The organism is Streptomyces sp. ISL-96, from assembly GCF_018614035.1.
In the GTDB taxonomy this organism is placed as follows: domain Bacteria; phylum Actinomycetota; class Actinomycetes; order Streptomycetales; family Streptomycetaceae; genus Streptomyces.
This window is the reverse complement of sequence record NZ_JAGGPA010000026.1, coordinates 64837-81028: the sequence shown is the minus strand read 5'-3', so window position 1 is coordinate 81028 and position 16192 is coordinate 64837. Positions and strand designations below refer to the sequence as shown.

Sequence of the window (16192 nt, the reverse complement as noted above, 5' to 3'; positions counted from 1 at the left end):
GACCGCCGCCCCCCTACGGGCCCGTACGCCTTGAGTCGGACACCGATCCAGCCGCCTGGTCTGACGCGTGCTGTGGTCCGCGCCACTACCTTCAAAACGTGACTGTGATCGCGACCGAAAGCCTGAGCAAGCGGTTCCCGAGGGTGACCGCTCTTGACCGGCTCTCCTTGGACATCGGACCCGGTGTAACCGGCCTGGTGGGCGCCAACGGAGCCGGCAAGTCCACCTTGATCAAGATCCTGCTGGGTCTGTCCCCCGCCACGGAGGGCACCGCTGCCGTGCTGGGCCTGGACGTCGCCACCAGCGGCGGCGCCATCCGCGAGCAGGTCGGCTACATGCCCGAACACGACGCGCTGCCACCCGACGTCTCGGCCACCGAGTTCGTCGTCCACATGGCACGCATGTCGGGCCTTCCGCCGACCGCCGCCCGCGAGCGCACCGCCGACACCCTGCGCCACGTCGGCCTCTACGAGGAGCGCTACCGGCCCATCGGCGGCTACTCGACCGGCATGAAGCAGCGCGTGAAGCTGGCCCAGGCACTGGTCCACGACCCGAAACTGGTCCTCCTCGACGAGCCGACCAACGGCCTCGACCCGGTCGGCCGCGACGAGATGCTCGGCCTCATCCGCCGCGTCTACACCGACTTCGGCATCTCGGTCCTGGTCACCTCGCACCTCCTCGGAGAGCTCGAGCGCACCTGCGACCACGTCGTCGTCATCGACGGCGGCAGGCTGCTCCGCTCCAGCTCCACCAGCGACTTCACGCAGAACACGGCCACGCTCGCGGTCGAAGTGACGGACAGCGACACCCATCCGGACGGTACGCGCGCCCTGCGCGAGGCCCTCACCGCCGCGGGGCTGACGCTCCACGCGAGCGCGGAGGACGGCCTGCCGGGCGCGGGCCACGTCCTGCTAGTCGAAGCGACGGGTGAGCAGACGTACGACCTGGTGCGGGACGCCGTCGCCGACCTCGGAATCGGGCTCGTACGGATGGAACAGCGCCGCCACCACATCGCGGAGGTCTTCCGCACCAACGAACACGCGGAAGCAGGCACAGACGCAGCCGGCGGGGCGCGTGAGCCCGTCGCAGCCGCCATGCCTCAGAAGGGAGACAGCCGCGATGGCAGCTGACCTCACGACACCGAACGGCACACCGGGCAACGGAACCCCGGGCACCGGCACCCCGGGCACCGACCCGGCCCGTATCCACAACATCGGCTACCGGTCGTACGACGGACCCCGCCTGGGCCGGGCGTACGCACGCCGCTCGCTCTTCTCGCAGTCCCTGCGCGGCGCGTACGGACTGGGCCGCAGCGCCAAGTCCAAGGTGCTGCCGATGATCCTCTTCGCGGTGATGTGCCTGGTCGCCGCGATCATCGTCGCGGTCGCCGTCTCCGTCCCCACCATGACCGACCTGCCGGTGAAGTACACGCGCTACGCGATCGTCATGCAGGCCGTCATCGGCCTCTACCTGGCCTCCCAGGCCCCGCAGTCCGTATCGCGCGACCTGCGCTTCAAAAGCGTCTCGCTGTACTTCTCACGCCCCATCGAACGCGCCGACTACGTCCTCGCCAAGTTCGCGGCGATGGCGTCGGCCCTCTTCATCCTCACGGCGACCCCCCTGGTGATCCTGTACGCCGGTGCGCTGCTCGCCGAATTCGACTTCGCCGACCAGACGAAGGCGTTCGCACAGGGGCTGGTGTCCGTGGCACTGCTGTCCGTCCTCTTCGCCGGCCTCGGCCTGGTCATGGCCGCCCTCACCCCGCGCCGCGGCTTCGGCGTGGCCGCCGTCATCGCCGTACTGACGATCTCGTACGGCGCGGTGTCCACCGTCCAGGCGATCGCCTGGGACCAGGGTTCCACCGGGGCGGTCGAGTGGCTCGGGCTCTTCTCGCCCGTCACGCTCATCGACGGCGTACAGACCGCCTTCCTCGGAGCCACCTCAGCCTTCCCCGGAGGGGAAGGCCCCTCAGCCGGCAGTGGCGTGGTCTACCTGCTCGCCGTCCTCGCGCTCATCTGCGGCTCGTACGCCGTGCTGATGCGCCGCTACCGAAAGGTCGGGCTGTGACCACGATCGACATCGACCACGCCTCCCGCTGGTTCGGCAACGTGGTGGCCGTCAACGACATCACACTGCGCGTCGCTCCGGGCGTGACCGGACTGCTCGGCCCCAACGGCGCCGGAAAGTCCACCCTGATCAACATGATGGGCGGCTTCCTCGCCCCCTCGACCGGCACCGTCACCCTCGACGGGAAGCCGATCTGGCGCAACGAGTCCGTCTACAAGGAGATCGGAATCGTGCCCGAGAGGGAAGCGATGTACGACTTCCTCACGGGACGCGAATTCGTCGTCGCCAACGCCGAGTTGCACGGCCTCACCGCGGAAGCGGCGCAGAAGGCGCTCGCGACCGTCGAGATGGAGTCCGCGCAGGACCGCAAGATCGCGACGTACAGCAAGGGCATGCGCCAGCGCGTGAAGATGGCCTCCGCCCTCGTCCACGACCCGTCGGTGCTGCTCCTGGACGAGCCGTTCAACGGCATGGACCCGCGCCAGCGCATGCAGCTGATGGAGCTGCTGCGGCGGATGGGCGCGGAGGGCCGTACGGTCCTCTTCTCCTCCCACATCCTGGAGGAGGTCGAGCAGCTCGCCTCGCACATCGAGGTGATCGTGGCCGGACGGCACGCCGCTTCCGGCGACTTCCGCAAGATCCGCCGCCTGATGACCGACCGCCCGCACCGCTATCTCGTACGGTCCAGCGACGACCGCGCCCTCGCCGCCGCGCTGATCGCGGACCCGTCGACGGCCGGCATCGAAGTGGACATGGCGGAGGGGGCGCTGCGCATCCAGGCCGTCGACTTCGGCCGGTTCACCGCACTGCTCCCGCAGGTCGCCCGCGCGCACGGCATCCGGCTGCTGACGGTCTCGCCCTCCGACGAGTCCCTCGAATCGGTCTTCTCCTACCTCGTAGCGGCCTGAAAGGAGCTTGAAGCGATCATGTACGAACCCACAGTCGCCCGGCTCACCTACCGGGCCCTCCTCGGCCGCCGCAGGGCCGCCATCCTCTTCGTTCTCCCCGCGCTGCTGATCGTCATCGCAAGCGCGGTACGGCTGCTCACGGGAGCGGACGACCAGATCGCCTCCGACGTCCTCGGCGGCTTCGCGATGGCCACGATGGTTCCGCTGATCGGCGTGATCGCGGGCACCGGGGCGATCGGTCCGGAGATCGACGACGGCTCGATCGTCTATCTGCTCGCCAAGCCGGTGAAGCGGCCCACGATCATCTTCACCAAGCTCATCGTCGCGATCGCCGTGACGATGGCCTTCTCCGCGATCCCGACCTTCATCGCCGGCCTGATCCTCAACGGCAACGGCGGACAGATCGCGATCGCCTACACGGTCGCGGCGCTGGTCGCCTCCATCGCGTACAGCGCGATGTTCCTGCTGCTCGGTACGGTCACCCGGCACGCGGTGGTCTTCGGCCTCGTCTACGCGCTGGTCTGGGAGACGCTCTTCGGCAGTCTCGTGCCGGGCGCGCGCACGCTCAGCGTCCAGCAGTGGGCGCTGTCCGTGGCCGAACGCATCGGCGTGAACGGCACGATCACCTCGGACGTCGCCCTGCCGACGGCGGCGGTGCTGCTGGCGGCGGTCACGGTGGCGGCCGCGTGGTACGCGGGCCAGAAACTCCGCACGCTCACGCTGGCCGGCGAGGCGTAAACGGAGCGCTTCCTTCCCTCAACCCCCGCCCCATGGGCGGGGGTTGAGGCGTTTTCCGCGTAACTGTACGTTTATCGGCTCGTTGTTCACCGTGCGTGGAGGCAATGGGAATCTGAGACGTCGAGCGTTCGTGAATTTGGGGATTGCCGGTACTGGAACGGATCCGGGCCGGTCACCAGAGTTTGTAGCCACCTTGAGCGTCCTCCGCCCCTAAAAGCCCGGGGACAGGGCTGTCCATCGTCGGCTTTCACGAACAGAAGGCATGCTCATGCCATCGGAACTCACCCTGCTCGAATCGCGCGCGATGCGCGACGAGCATCAGGGGCGCGTAGACGTCCTCGACAAGGTCAAGGCGCTTGTCATGCTCCCGGACGGAATTTACGTCCGCACAGAGGACGTGGCGCGGTACTTCGAAGTATCCACAGAGGTACTGAAGAAGGTCGTCCAGCGCCATCGGGAGGAACTCAACGAGAACGGGTTGCAAGTACTGCGAGGCGATGACCTGCGCATCTTCCAGAGGGACATCTTGTCCCTCTGGAGCGACAACCTGGGGACAAGTTATCCACAGGCGGCCACGAATCTCACGCTCTACACCCGCCGGGCCGTCCTCAACGTGGCGATGCTTCTTCGCGACAGCGACATCGCCCGGTGCGTCCGTACGTACCTCCTCGATGCCGAGGAGAACGGCTGGCGCGCGGGCGACGCCTCGCTCGACCGGCGCGTCACCAAGGTCGAGTCCCACCTCGGCACGGTGGGGCGCGCGCTTCAGGAGCTGGGCCCCGTCATCAACGGGATCTCGGTACGGCTCGACCGCCTCGACCGGCGGCTCGAAACCACCAACCAGGTCGTCGGCGCCATCAGCAACCGGCTCTGCGATCTTTCCGACGACATGCGGCGCATGGAGCACCGCATGGACCGCAGGCTGGACGACGTCTCCCTCCGGCTGAGCGCCCTGGAGCGCAGCCACCGGCGTAAGCGCAGCTGATAACCGGCCGCCGTCGAGGACCTCCGGCCACTACCCCCGGCCACTCTCAGGTCAGCGCAGCAGCAGCCGCCGCAGTACGGCGGTGTGGCTGCGCTCCGGGTCCTTGGCGGCGGTCAGCAGCGTGATCCGGCCCGCCTTCGCGAGCGTACGCAGGTCCTCCAGGGCCGCGGCCGCTTCGGGACCGGCGAGCTCGGACTCGTAACGCCGGCCGAACTCCTCGAACTCGCCGGAAAACCCGTGGTACCAGCGGCGCAGTTCCGTCGACGGGGTGACGGCCTTCGGCCACTCGTCGACCTCCGCCGTCTCCTTGCTCAGGCCGCGCGGCCACAGCCGGTCGACCAGGACGCGCGTACCGTCGTCGGCGGACGGCGGCTCGTACACCCTGCGCACTCGGACATCAGGTTTGGTCACAAGGACCACCCTGCTACACCTTCCGGTCGCGCGCCGCGAACAGACCCACCACCAGGGCCGCCGCGCACACCCCCAGCATCAGGGCGATCGGCAGCGTCCAGCCTCCGGTCGCCTCGTACACCGCGCCCGCCGCCGGCGGGCCCACCGCGGCCAGCAGGTAGCCCACCGTCTGCGCCATCCCGGACAGCCGGGCAGCCGTCACCGCGTCGCCCGAGCGCAGCACGATCAGCGTCAGGGCCAGGCCCACCGCACCGCCCTGCCCGACGCCGAGCACCGCGGCCCAGAGCCAGGCACCCGACACCGGGGCGGTCATCAGGCCGGCGTAACCGGCCGCGACCAAGGTCGTGACCAGCACGATCAGAGGGCGCTGGCTGCGCATACGTCCGGCCAGCAGCGGCACCACGAACGCGCCCGCGACCTGGATGAGGTTGTTGAAGGCGAAGACGACGCCGGCGGCGGAGCGGCTCATTCCGTGGTCCGTGAAGATCGTCGGCAGCCAGGCGATCAGGACGTACGTCCAGAGCGACTGCAGCCCCATGAAGAGCGTGACCTGCCACGCCAGCGCCGACCGCCACACGCTGCGTACGCGTACGCGGTCGGGGATGCGGATGCGGGTACGGCCGCGGGTACGGTCGCTGCCCGCCGGTATGACACCCCGTATCTCATGTCCCGTACGGCCACAGGCGATCAGCACCTGCGGCAGCCACGCCACCGCCGCGACCACGGCGAGCAGCGACCAGAACGCCAGCGACGCCTCCCAGCTGCCGCCGAACGCCCTCTCCAGCGGCACCGACGCCGCTGCCGCGACCGTCGCGCCCGCGATCATCGCGCCGGTGTAGACCGACGTCATCGAGGCCGCCCTGCCCGGGAAGTCGCGCTTGATCAGGCCCGGCATCAGGACGTTGAGCAGCGCGATCGCCAGCCCGATCAGCAGGCTGCCCGCGAACAGCGCCGTCACGGTGGGAACGACCCGCACCACAATCCCCGCGCCCAGCACCAACAGCGCGCAGAACAAAACCACTTCAGTGCCGAACCGCCGCCCCAGCCACGGCGCCACCATCGCACCCACCCCGAGGAAAAGCACCGGCACCGCCGTCACCAGGCTGGTCGCCGTCGACGACAGCCCGAACGCCTCGCCGATCTCGCTCACCAGCGGCGACGCACTCGCGAGCGCCGCCCGCATGTTGACCGAAGCGAGCACGATTCCGATCAGCAGCACCACCGGACGGGCGAGCAACGCCCTTCTCGCGGCCACTCCTTGAGCCGACGTCCGTACGCCGGCCCCGGCGTCCAGGAGGAGTTGATCGGAATCCGGGCGTGGCAAGGCAAACACCTTTCAGAAAGGGACGATTGGAGAAATCAGCGGGTGGTCAGGGCCGTCACCACATCGATCGGCACCTGGAGCACAGCCCGCGCCGCCCCTTCCGCCGCCACCGGGTCCCCGTTCTCGATCGCGTCGAGCAGCGCCCCGTGCGCGGCGAGGTCGATCGGCGGCATCTCGTGGTCACCGAGCGCGGTGATCAGCGTCTCGTGCACCTGGGTGGAGAAGAAGCGGTAGACCTCGGTGAACGCGGCGTTGTGCGTCGCCTCGACGACGCCGAGGTGAAACGCGAGGTCGGCATCCGCGGCCCGGTCGCCCTGTTCGTGCAGGTCGGCGAGGGCGTGGCGCAGCGCGCGCAGGTCCGCCTCGTCGCGTCGTACGGCCGCCAGCCGCGCCGCCTCGGCCTCCAGCGCGACCCGCAGTTCCAGTACGTCGAGTACGCCCGCGTGCCGCATGCCGCGCAGGACCGCCGCCGGGTCGGCGGCCGATCGTACGAAGGTGCCGTTGCCCTGTCGCGATTCCAGGAGCCCGGCGTGCACCAGCACGTGCACCGCCTCGCGCACGGTGTTGCGGCCTACGCCGAGCTGTTCGGCGAGCTCGTGCTCGGTCGGGATGCGGTCGCCCACCGCCCACTCGCCCTCGGCGAGCTGGGACCGCAACTGGTCCACGACGGTGTCCACCAGGGACTGCCGTCCCGCCGCCCGCAGCGCCATGTCCGCCTCCGACTCATAGGAGAATTTTGGGCCGGTTGCCCATCCTGGTTGCCCGGTCATCCTACAAGTCGGGAAATACAGTGGCGCCGCTCGGCAGACGCGGGCACACTGGGTGACGCACCACTCACGGGGGAGGGTGTTGGCCGGTGACGTGCCGACCCGGCCAACACTCACCACGGTGAGAGGACTGGACCTCAGCCGCTCAGCAGCTGTTCCAGGACGACCGCGATGCCGTCCCCGTCGTTCGACGCCGTGATCTCCTGCGCCACGGCCTTGAGCTCGTCATGCGCGTTGGCCATTGCCACGCCGTGCGCCGCCCAGCCGAACATCGGGATGTCGTTCGGCATGTCGCCGAACGCGATCGTGTCCGAGGCCTTGAGCCCCAGCCGCCGCGCCGCCAGTGAAAGGCCCGTCGCCTTGCTCAGCCCCAGCGGCAGCAGCTCCACCACTCCGGGACCCGCCATGACCACGTCGACCAGGTTGCCGACCGTCTGGCGCGCGATCCGCGCCAGCTCGTCGTCGTCCAGCTCCGGGTGCTGGATGTAGACCTTGTTCAGCGGCGCCGACCACAGCTCGGAAGGGTCCTCGAACGCGACGTACGGCAGCGGGCCTTCCTGCACCCGGTAGCCCGCCCCGACCAGCACCTCGCCGTCCAGGCCGTCGCGGCTCGCGGCGAGCGCCAGCGGGCCCGCCTCCGCCTCGATCTTGGACAGTGCCAGCCCGGCCAGCTGCCGGTCGAGCGTCACCGAGGTCAGCAGCCGGTGCTCACCGGCGTGGTAGACCTGCGCGCCCTGGCCGCAGACCGCGAGGCCCTCGTAGCCCAGATCGTCCAGGATGTGCCGGGTCCAGGGGACCGCGCGCCCCGTGACGACGATGTGGGCCGCGCCCGCCGCCGTGACGGCGGCGAGCGCTTCGCGCGTACGGGCAGAGACCGTGTCGTCGGAGCGCAGCAGCGTCCCGTCGAGGTCGGTCGCGACGAGCTTGTACGGGAACGGCTTGTGCGGGAACGGCCGGGAAGCGGTGCTCACTTGGAGACAGGCTCCAAGATCTCTCGTCCCCCGAGGTACGGCCGCAGGATCTCAGGCACCCGCACCGAACCGTCCGCCTGCTGGTGGTTCTCCAGGATCGCCACGATCGTGCGCGGTACGGCGCACAGCGTGCCGTTCAGCGTCGCGAGCGGCTGCACCTTCTTGCCGTCGCGCATGCGGATCGACAGCCGGCGCGACTGGAACTCCAGGCAGTTCGACGCGGACGTCAGCTCGCGGTACTTGCCCTGCGTCGGAATCCACGCCTCGCAGTCGTACTTGCGCGACGCCGAGGAACCCAGGTCACCACTGGCCACGTCGATCACCTGGAACGGCAGCTCCAGCGACGACAGCCACTGCTTCTCCCACGCCAGCAGCCGCTCCAGCTCCGCCTCGGCGTCCGCCGGGGCGACGTACGAGAACATCTCGACCTTGTCGAACTGGTGCACCCGGAAGATGCCCCGGGTGTCCTTCCCGTACGTCCCGGCCTCGCGCCGGAAGCAGGGCGAGAAGCCGGCGTACCGCAGCGGCAGCTTCTCCGCGTCGATGATCTCGTCCATGTGGTACGCCGCGAGGGGGACCTCGGAGGTGCCGACCAGGTAGTAGTCGTCCTTCTCCAGGTGGTACACGTTCTCGGCGGCCTGGCCGAGGAAGCCCGTGCCCTCCATGGCGCGCGGGCGCACCAGCGCCGGCGTCAGCATGGGGATCAGGCCGGCCTCGGTGGCCTGCGCGATCGCCGCGTTGACGAGGGCGAGCTCCAGGAGCGCGCCGATGCCGGTCAGGTAGTAGAAGCGCGAGCCGGAGACCTTGGCGCCGCGCTCGACGTCGATCGCGCCGAGTGCCTCGCCGAGCTCAAGGTGGTCCTTGGGCTCGAAGCCCTCGGCCGCGAAGTCGCGCGCGGTACCGATGGTCTCCCGTACGACGAAGTCTTCCTCGCCGCCGACGGGGACGTCGGGGTGCACGATGTTGCCGAGCTGGAGCAGCAGCCGCTTGGACTCCTCGGCCGCCTCGTCCTGCTCGGCGTCGGCGGCCTTGACGGCGGCGGAGAGTTCGCCGGCCTTCCTCAGCAGCTCGGCCTTCTCGTCGCCGGAGGCCTTGGGGATGAGTTTGCCGAGCGATTTCTGCTCGGAGCGGAGTTCGTCGAAGCGGACGCTGGACGACCTGCGCCGCTCGTCGGCGGAGAGGAGGGCGTCGACGAGGGCGACGTCCTCTCCACGGGCGCGCTGGGAGGCGCGAACACGGTCGGGGTCCTCACGGAGCAGGCGAAGGTCAATCACCCCACCAGGCTACCTGCGACCGCTTCCGCCGATCGACTTGATATTGCATTGCATGACGCTTTGCCCGTATTGCCCTAATTGGTAATCCTGTTGAGCGGCCACCTCGGCACGGCCGACGCGCGTCAATAAAACAGGCGCTATTCCCTGAAACAGGGCAGTTCGTGCTGGCCCCGTTGACGCTTCCCCCTTGTCTGAAGCGGGAGTTGGCATGGAGTTGGCACCTGGTTGTCCACAGGAATGGGCGAGTCCAGAGACTTATCCACAGGCTGTGCGAAAGATCTGTGGACGCCGGAAGAGATCGTTCCGAAAGGTGCATGAGGGGCGAAGGATTCCCCTCTCAAACCCTCTTCACACGCTCATTCGGGTGGGAATTACTCGCTCTAAAGAGTTGATCAATGGAATTGAGGTGACAGAGCCCGACCTGCCGTCCTGTGGACGGAAGAGAGGTCTGTGAACAGATTTGTCGACGATGTCGGGTTACGTTGTCGACTTGTCCCCAGGTCGAGAACCCGCCCTGTGGATAACTTCTGTGGGTAACGGTCAGGCCCGCCCGTCCTGGCTCCGCGCCAACCACTCCGCAGCCGCCACGAACTCCGCGTCCGAGGTCCCGGGCCGCAAAGACCGCACCTCCTGGGGCGTCACACCGGCCCGCGGATACGACCCGAGGAACCGCACATTCGGGCAGATCCGCTTGAGACCCATCAGCGCCTCGCCCACCCGCCGCTCCGAAATATGACCCTCGGCGTCCACGGCGAAGCAGTAATTGCCGATCCCCGCACCCGTCGGCCGCGACTGGATCAACATCAGGTTGACGCCGCGCACCGCGAATTCCTGGAGCAGTTCGAGCAGCGCACCCGGGTGGTCGTCGCCCAGCCAGATGACCACCGACGTCTTGTCCGCACCGGTCGGCGCCGACGGCCGCGCGGGCCGCCCGACCAGCACGAAGCGGGTCTGCGCGTTCACGGCGTCATGGATCTCGGTGACGAGCGGCACCAGGCCGTACGTCGCCGCCGCGAACTCACCCGCGAAAGCAGCGTCGTACCGGCCCTCCTGGACCAGCCGCGCGCCGTCCGCGTTCGACGCCGCCGACTCCCACAGGACGTCCGGCAGGTTCGCCGCCATCCAGTTGCGCACCTGCGGCTGGGCTGCGGGGTGCGCGGTGACGGTCTTGATGTCGGAGAGCTGCGTACCGGGGCGCACCAGCAGTGCGAAGGTGATCGACAGCAGCACTTCGCGGTATATCATCAGCGGTTCGCCGGACGTCAGCGCGTCGAGAGTGGCGCTGATCCCGCCCTCCACGGAGTTCTCGATCGGTACGAGCGCTGCCGCGGCCTCCCCGTTGCGTACCGCGTCGAGAGCTGCGGGTACGGACACCATCGGGACGAGCTCCCGGGTGGCGGCTTCAGGGAGCGTACGGAGGGCGACCTCGGTGAAGGTGCCTTCGGGACCGAGATAGGCATAGCGCGTTGCCGACATACGGTCACCTTAATGCGCCGTACGAAGCAGCCGCGCGTACTCGCGCCGCCCGCCCCGCCCGCTCCCTGCCGCACTCCCTCCCTCAGGACTCCAGCAGCCGCTGTCCCACGTACTCCCCGTCGCGCACCCCGCCCGGCACCGCGAACAGCCCGCTCGCCTCGTGCCGGATGAACGGCGAAAGCGCGTCCCCCCGGTCGAGCTTGCGCTGCACCGGTACGAAGCCGCGCAGCGGGTCCGCCTGCCAGCAGATGAAGAGCAGTCCGGCGTCCGGCGTCCCGTCCTCACCGATCCCGTCGTGGTACGAGAACGGTCGCCGCAGCATCGCCGCGCCGCCGTTCTGCTCGGGCGCGGAGATACGGGCGTGGGCGTTGGAGGCGATGACGAGTCTGCCGTCGGGGCCGGTCTTGTCGAGGTCGGGCTCGGTGGTCTCGCTGCCGCCCGTCAGCGGTGCTCCGTCGCTCTTGCGGCGGCCGATGACCGTTTCCTGTTCGCCGCGCGGCAGCTTCTCCCAGTCGTCGAGGAGCATGCGGATGCGGCGTACGACGGCGTACGAGCCGCCCGCCATCCACGCGGGCCCGTCGGCTCCCGTGGCGTTCGCGGGTACGAAGATCCGCCGGTCGAAGTCGGCCTCGGACGGCTTCGGGTTGCCCGTACCGTCGATCTGTCCCATCAGATTGCGGGCTGTCATGGGATGCGCGGTCGCCCCCGGGGAACGGTTGAAACCGTTCATCTGCCACCGCACCCGTGCGGCGTCGCCGGCCTCTGTCTGGATCGCTCGCAGTGCGTGAAAGGCGACCAGTGAGTCGTCGGCGCCGATCTGCACCCACAGGTCACCGTTGCTGCGGCGCGCGTCGAGGTGGTCGGAGGAGAAGTCGGGCAGCGGGTCGAGGGCCGCCGGCCGCCGCGCGTTCAGTCCCGTACGGCCGAAGAAGGTGCGTCCGAAGCCGAAGGTGACGGTCAGCGAGGAGGGGCCCGCGTCCAGCGCCACCCCGGTGTCGGCGTCCCCGAACGGCTCGCCCGCCATCATCGTGCGCGCCGCCGCCGACCAGCGCCGCAGCAGCGCCGCTGCCTCCTTGCGTCCGGCGCCGGGGGCGAGGTCGAAGGCGACGAGGTGGCCGCGGGCCTGGAGGGGGGTGGTGATGCCGGCCTGGTGCTCGCCGTGGAAGGGGACGGTGGTGGAGCCGAGCGACGCCAGCGCCTTCGCGCCCGAGGGCGTACCGGAGCCGGCAGCCGCGGCGTACACGCCTGCCCCGCCCGTAGCGCCGAGGGCGAGGCCGGCGGCTCCGGCCGCGCCCGCGGTGCCGAGGAGCCGCCTCCTGGAGATGCCGTTGTCGCTCACGTCGTTGTTGCTCACGCCGGTCAGCCGATCTTCACGTTCTTCTTGACGGTCACTTGGTCGATGTCGGAGGTGCGTACGGTCACTTCGATCTCCCATGTCCCCGGCAGGGGGATCTGCACCCCGTTGGCACTCCAGTGTCCGGTGGAGATGCGGTCGGGGGCGGCGGGCAGCGGTCCGATCTCCTTGGCGTTGTGCGTGAACGCGACCTTGACTTCTGGTGCGTCCATGGCACGTCCGTTGGGCCGCTCCAGCCAGACGTGCAGGGCGTTGCCGCCCGAGCGTCCCGGGTCGAGTTCGATCCTCGCGGTGCCCTTGCCGTCCTCGCCGCCCGTGTCGAAGGGGATACGGACGTCGACCGGGCCGGTGGGGGCGGCGGTGGAGGTCTCGCTCTTCCCCGCCTCCTTCTCCTCGGTGCGTCCGGGTTCGGTGCTGGTCAGTGCGGTCGTCACGGCCAGCAGCACTACGGCGACCGCGGCCTCTGCCAGCACGGAGCGGCGCAGCCCGAGCCGCCCGGGGTCGGCGTCCCGTACCCGCTTCACGCGCGCGGTGGTCACCGCGGCCTTCTGTCGGGCGAGCTGGGCGGCCCGCGCGGGGTCGTCGGGGACGGTGACCGGCTCGGGCTCCTCGGCCGTCTCCTCGTCGGCTGCGGCCGCCTCTGCCGCTTCGGTGACCGGCTTCTCTGCGAGTCGTCCCGTCCAGCGCCGTGAGATCCAGGCGATGCCGACGAGGAGGGCGACCAGGGCGATCTTGACGAGCAGGAGCTGCCCGTACGCCGTCCCGGTCAGTGCCGGCCAGGAGCCGACCTGCCGCCAGGACTGGTAGGTCCCGGTCGCGGCCAGTACGGCGACGCTCGCGAAGGCGACGCGGGAGAAGTTGCGTACGGCGCCGCTTTCGATGGCCGGCACCCGGTAGAGCGCGACCAGCAGCGCGGCGAGGCCGCCGAGCCAGGTCGCGACGGCCAGCAGGTGCAGTACGTCGACGGGCATCGCGACGGCGGGCTGGAGGCCGGTCGACGCGTGCTCGGAGAGCGCCCAGGTGGCCGCGATCCCGGCGGCCATGACTCCGCCGCCGAGGGCGAGCCCGAAGGTGAGGTCCTTCTTCTCCTTCACCTCTTCTTCGTTGAGGGGTGTGTCCCTCTTGGCGTACGCGCCGAACAGCACGGCGACGAAGAGCGCGGCCGCGCCGAGCAGCAGCAGCCGGGAGACGAGTGAGGCGCCGGTCTTTGTCTCCAGTACGGCCTTGAGTCCGCTCAGGTCGAAGGCGTCGGCGAGCTTTCCCGAGCCCGTGTAGGGGGCGCGCAGCAGCAGCATGGCGAGTGTGGAGGCGGTGAGGGTGATCCAGCCCTGTACGACGAGGCGTTGCAGGGGCCGTTCGCCGGCGCCGCGCTGCCAGCAGGCGAGTACGAAGGCGCCGCCGCCGACGAGCAGGATGAAGCCGGCGTACGAGGTGTAGCGGGCGATGCCGTAGAGGGCGCCGACGAGGCCGCCGCCGGCGGTCTCTTCGGGGAGGGCGACGGTGGTCTTGGAGGGGGCGCCGATGGAGAAGGTGAAGGCGCCGGAGATGGGGTGGCTGTCGGCGGAGACGGCCTGCCAGGCGACGGTGTATGTGCCGTCGGGCAGCCCTGGGTGCAGGGGAACGCCGTACTGGACGATGCTTCCGCTGCTCATGTCGCGTACTTCACCGGTGTCGGAGCGTTTCCCGCTCGGTTCCAGTACGCGGATCGAGTCGTTCCCGAGAGCGATCTTTTCGGAGAACGTGAGGGTGATGTGCTTGGGCGCGGTGGCGACAACCGCCCCGTCCTTCGGGTCGCTTCCCGTGAGCGCGGCGTGCGCGGACGCGGGTGCGGCTCCTGCGAGCAGGGTGCCGAGGAGTGCTGTGGTGATGAGCAGCAGCCTGATCACTGCGGCTGCTCCGAAGCGCGGGGCGGTTACCGGCATGGTGTGTCAGTCCCTCACTGCTTCGCGGGGTTGTGGGTGGACTCCTTCACGGGCAGCTCGGCCTTGATGGGGCCGGCCTTCTCGAAGTGCAGCTCCACGGACACCTTCTCGCCCTGGTTGGGCTTCTTCTTGAGCTTCAGGAACATCATGTGGTTCCCGCCGCGCTCCAGATCGAGCTCGCCGTTCGCGGGGATGTCGAAGGACGTGACCTCCTGCATTTTCTGGTTCTTGGTCTGGTGGATCTGGACCTGGCCCGCGATGTCGCTGGTGACGGAGGTGAGCTTGTCGGCGACGTCGCTGTCGTTCTTGATGGTGAGGAAGCCGGCGGCCATGTCGTCCATGACGGGCTCGGGCATGAAGGCCCCGCTGATGTTCAGCCGGGGCTTGTCGTCGCTCCCGGAGGAGCAGCCGGTCAGTACGAGGCCCGTGGCCAGGATCAGGGCTGTGGCGAGGGTGGTGGTGCGGCGGCGCTTCACGGCTTCTCGCCCTTGAGGAGCTTGGGGAGGTCCTTGATGTAGTCGTCGGCGGAGGTGTCCTCGCTGTAGAGGACGTACCCGGCGTCGGTCTTCGGGGAGAACGCGATGACCTGGGCGCCGTGCATGGAGACGACCGTGCCGTTCTTTTCCTTCTTGGGCGGGTCGATGCCGATTCCCATCTGGCGGGCCCCGGCCTGGATGGTGGGGAAGTCGCCGGTGAGTCCGGTGAAGGCGGGGTCGCCGGCGCCCTTGAGCCACTTGCCGAGCACTTCGGGGGTGTCGCGTTCGGGGTCGGTGGTGACGAAGACGACCTGGAGCTTGTCCCGGTCGGCCGGGGGGAGCTTTTTGTAGGCGATGGCGATGTTGCTCATCGTGAGCGGGCAGACGTCGGGGCACTTGGTGTAGCCGTAGTAGATGAGTGTCGGCTTGCCCTTGGTCTGTTCGCGCAGGTCGTACTTTTTGCCGTGGGTGTCGGTGAGGACGAGGTCCGGCTTTTTGAAGGGCCGGTCGAGTACGGTCGCGGCTTTTTCGTTGGCGGTGGCGGAGACGTCGGTGACGGGCTTGGAGCCGCCGTCGGTCTTGCCGCCGCACGCGGACAGGGTGAGCGTGGCCGTGGCGGCGAGCGCCGCCACGGTCAGCGCGGTCTTCTTGCGCATGTGGATATGTCCTGGTGGTTCGTGAGGGGGGAGTTGGTGTCAGGCGGTGCGGCGGCGGCCGGCGAGTACGCCGAAGGCCACGCCCGCGACGCCCACGATGATGCCGACGACGCCGAGGATGCGGGCGGTGGTGTCGCTGCTGGTGGTGTCGCTGTCGGCGGCCTTTTCGCTCTTGTGGCCGGCGTTGTCCTTGGGGCCGGCGTCGGCCTTGGCGGCTTCCTTGCCGGAGGCGCCGTGGTGGTCGTCTCCGGCGGGCTCGGTCAGCTTGAGGACGGGCGCGGGCGACTGCGGCTCTTCCTCGCCCTCCTTGGGCTCTTCGATCCAGCGGACGACTTCCTCGTTGTCGTACGTCTGGACGGCCTTGAGGACCAGCTGGTCGGCGTCTTCGGGCAGCTGTCCGAGGGAGAGCGGGAACTGCTGGAACTGGCCGGGTCCGATCTTGCCGCCGCTCCAGGTGACCTTGGAGACGGCCTCGGTGATCTCCTTGCCGTGGACCTTGAGCGGCTTGTCGAGCTCGGTCTTGGTGACGTCGACCTTCCAGCCGGGCACGGGCTGCGGCATGACGGAGGACAGCGGGTGGTCGGTGGGGAAGGAGACTTCGAGCTTGACGGTCGAGGCGTTGTCCCGCTCGTTGGGCACCTTGACGTTGACGGTGGCGTAGCCGCCCTTTTCGGCGGCGCCGACGGGCTGTACACCGACGTGCGCGAAGGCCGTTCCCGCGAACAGCAGGACGGTGGAAGCGGCGGCGCCGGCGACGGAGACGGCAGCGATACGAGAAACGTTCATGTCTGGGAACACTCCACGGAGCAGAGGCGAATGACGCTCCGGTGCGCGGGTGCGCACCGGCATCGCGGCGCCGCTCC

16 protein-coding genes are annotated in these 16192 nt (G+C 69.2%); 5 read left to right on the top strand and 11 right to left on the bottom strand.

The window, feature by feature from the left end; all coding sequences use genetic code 11:
• The first annotated feature begins 104 nt into the window (after positions 1–104).
• From J7E96_RS18545 to J7E96_RS18525, 5 genes are all read left to right on the top strand, one after another.
• A complete protein-coding gene (locus J7E96_RS18545; RefSeq protein ID WP_308296028.1) occupies positions 105–1130 on the top strand; it encodes an ABC transporter ATP-binding protein in 1026 nt (341 codons plus the stop codon).
• On the top strand, positions 1120–2067 hold the full coding sequence (locus J7E96_RS18540) for an ABC transporter permease (RefSeq protein WP_251070093.1): 948 nt from the start codon (positions 1120–1122) through the stop codon (positions 2065–2067). Before J7E96_RS18545 ends, J7E96_RS18540 begins: the two co-directional genes overlap by 11 nt.
• Positions 2064–2975: an ABC transporter ATP-binding protein gene (locus tag J7E96_RS18535; protein ID WP_215132750.1), complete on the top strand. Its 912-nt coding sequence runs from the start codon at positions 2064–2066 to the stop codon at positions 2973–2975. Before J7E96_RS18540 ends, J7E96_RS18535 begins: the two co-directional genes overlap by 4 nt.
• An 18-nt stretch (positions 2976–2993) precedes the next feature.
• Positions 2994–3713, top strand: a complete 720-nt coding sequence (locus tag J7E96_RS18530; protein ID WP_215132749.1) for an ABC transporter permease — start codon at positions 2994–2996, stop codon at positions 3711–3713.
• A 268-nt stretch (positions 3714–3981) separates the two neighbouring features.
• The gene (locus tag J7E96_RS18525; protein ID WP_215132748.1) at positions 3982–4698 is read left to right on the top strand and encodes a hypothetical protein; all 717 of its coding nucleotides are present in this window, start codon (positions 3982–3984) and stop codon (positions 4696–4698) included.
• Between the two features lie 51 nt (positions 4699–4749).
• On the opposite strand, the gene J7E96_RS18520 is transcribed toward J7E96_RS18525, so the two are convergent.
• The 11 genes from J7E96_RS18520 to J7E96_RS18470 form a co-directional block, all read right to left on the bottom strand.
• The gene (locus J7E96_RS18520) at positions 4750–5109 is read right to left on the bottom strand and encodes a DUF488 family protein (protein WP_308296020.1); all 360 of its coding nucleotides are present in this window, start codon (positions 5107–5109) and stop codon (positions 4750–4752) included.
• Between the two features lie 13 nt (positions 5110–5122).
• Positions 5123–6433 (bottom strand): MFS transporter, encoded by a 1311-nt coding sequence (locus J7E96_RS18515; protein WP_215132746.1) that lies wholly within the window; start codon positions 6431–6433, stop codon positions 5123–5125.
• A 35-nt stretch (positions 6434–6468) separates the two neighbouring features.
• Positions 6469–7143: a FadR/GntR family transcriptional regulator gene (locus J7E96_RS18510; protein WP_215132873.1), complete on the bottom strand. Its 675-nt coding sequence runs from the start codon at positions 7141–7143 to the stop codon at positions 6469–6471.
• Positions 7144–7337: 194 nt separating this feature from the next.
• Positions 7338–8171 (bottom strand): HAD family hydrolase, encoded by an 834-nt coding sequence (locus tag J7E96_RS18505; protein ID WP_215132745.1) that lies wholly within the window; start codon positions 8169–8171, stop codon positions 7338–7340.
• Positions 8168–9445, bottom strand: coding sequence for a serine--tRNA ligase (gene serS / locus J7E96_RS18500; RefSeq protein ID WP_215132744.1), 1278 nt, complete (start codon positions 9443–9445; stop codon positions 8168–8170). The genes J7E96_RS18505 and serS overlap by 4 nt, the downstream gene beginning before the upstream one ends.
• A 540-nt stretch (positions 9446–9985) precedes the next feature.
• On the bottom strand, positions 9986–10921 hold the full coding sequence (gene pheA, locus J7E96_RS18495) for a prephenate dehydratase (protein WP_215132743.1): 936 nt from the start codon (positions 10919–10921) through the stop codon (positions 9986–9988).
• Positions 10922–11003: 82 nt separating this feature from the next.
• Positions 11004–12275 (bottom strand): iron uptake transporter deferrochelatase/peroxidase subunit, encoded by a 1272-nt coding sequence (gene efeB / locus J7E96_RS18490; protein WP_308296019.1) that lies wholly within the window; start codon positions 12273–12275, stop codon positions 11004–11006.
• Positions 12276–12280: 5 nt separating this feature from the next.
• The gene (locus tag J7E96_RS18485; protein ID WP_215132741.1) at positions 12281–14197 is read right to left on the bottom strand and encodes a copper resistance CopC/CopD family protein; all 1917 of its coding nucleotides are present in this window, start codon (positions 14195–14197) and stop codon (positions 12281–12283) included.
• Positions 14198–14211: 14 nt separating this feature from the next.
• Entirely contained in the window at positions 14212–14673 is a 462-nt protein-coding gene (locus J7E96_RS18480) for a copper chaperone PCu(A)C (RefSeq protein ID WP_215132740.1), read from the bottom strand.
• Positions 14670–15329, bottom strand: coding sequence for an SCO family protein (locus J7E96_RS18475; RefSeq protein WP_215132739.1), 660 nt, complete (start codon positions 15327–15329; stop codon positions 14670–14672). The genes J7E96_RS18480 and J7E96_RS18475 overlap by 4 nt, the downstream gene beginning before the upstream one ends.
• A 39-nt stretch (positions 15330–15368) precedes the next feature.
• Positions 15369–16115 carry a YcnI family protein gene (locus tag J7E96_RS18470; protein ID WP_215132738.1) on the bottom strand — a complete coding sequence of 249 codons (747 nt, stop codon included), beginning with the start codon at positions 16113–16115 and terminating at the stop codon, positions 15369–15371.
• Between the last annotated feature and the right edge of the window lie 77 nt (positions 16116–16192).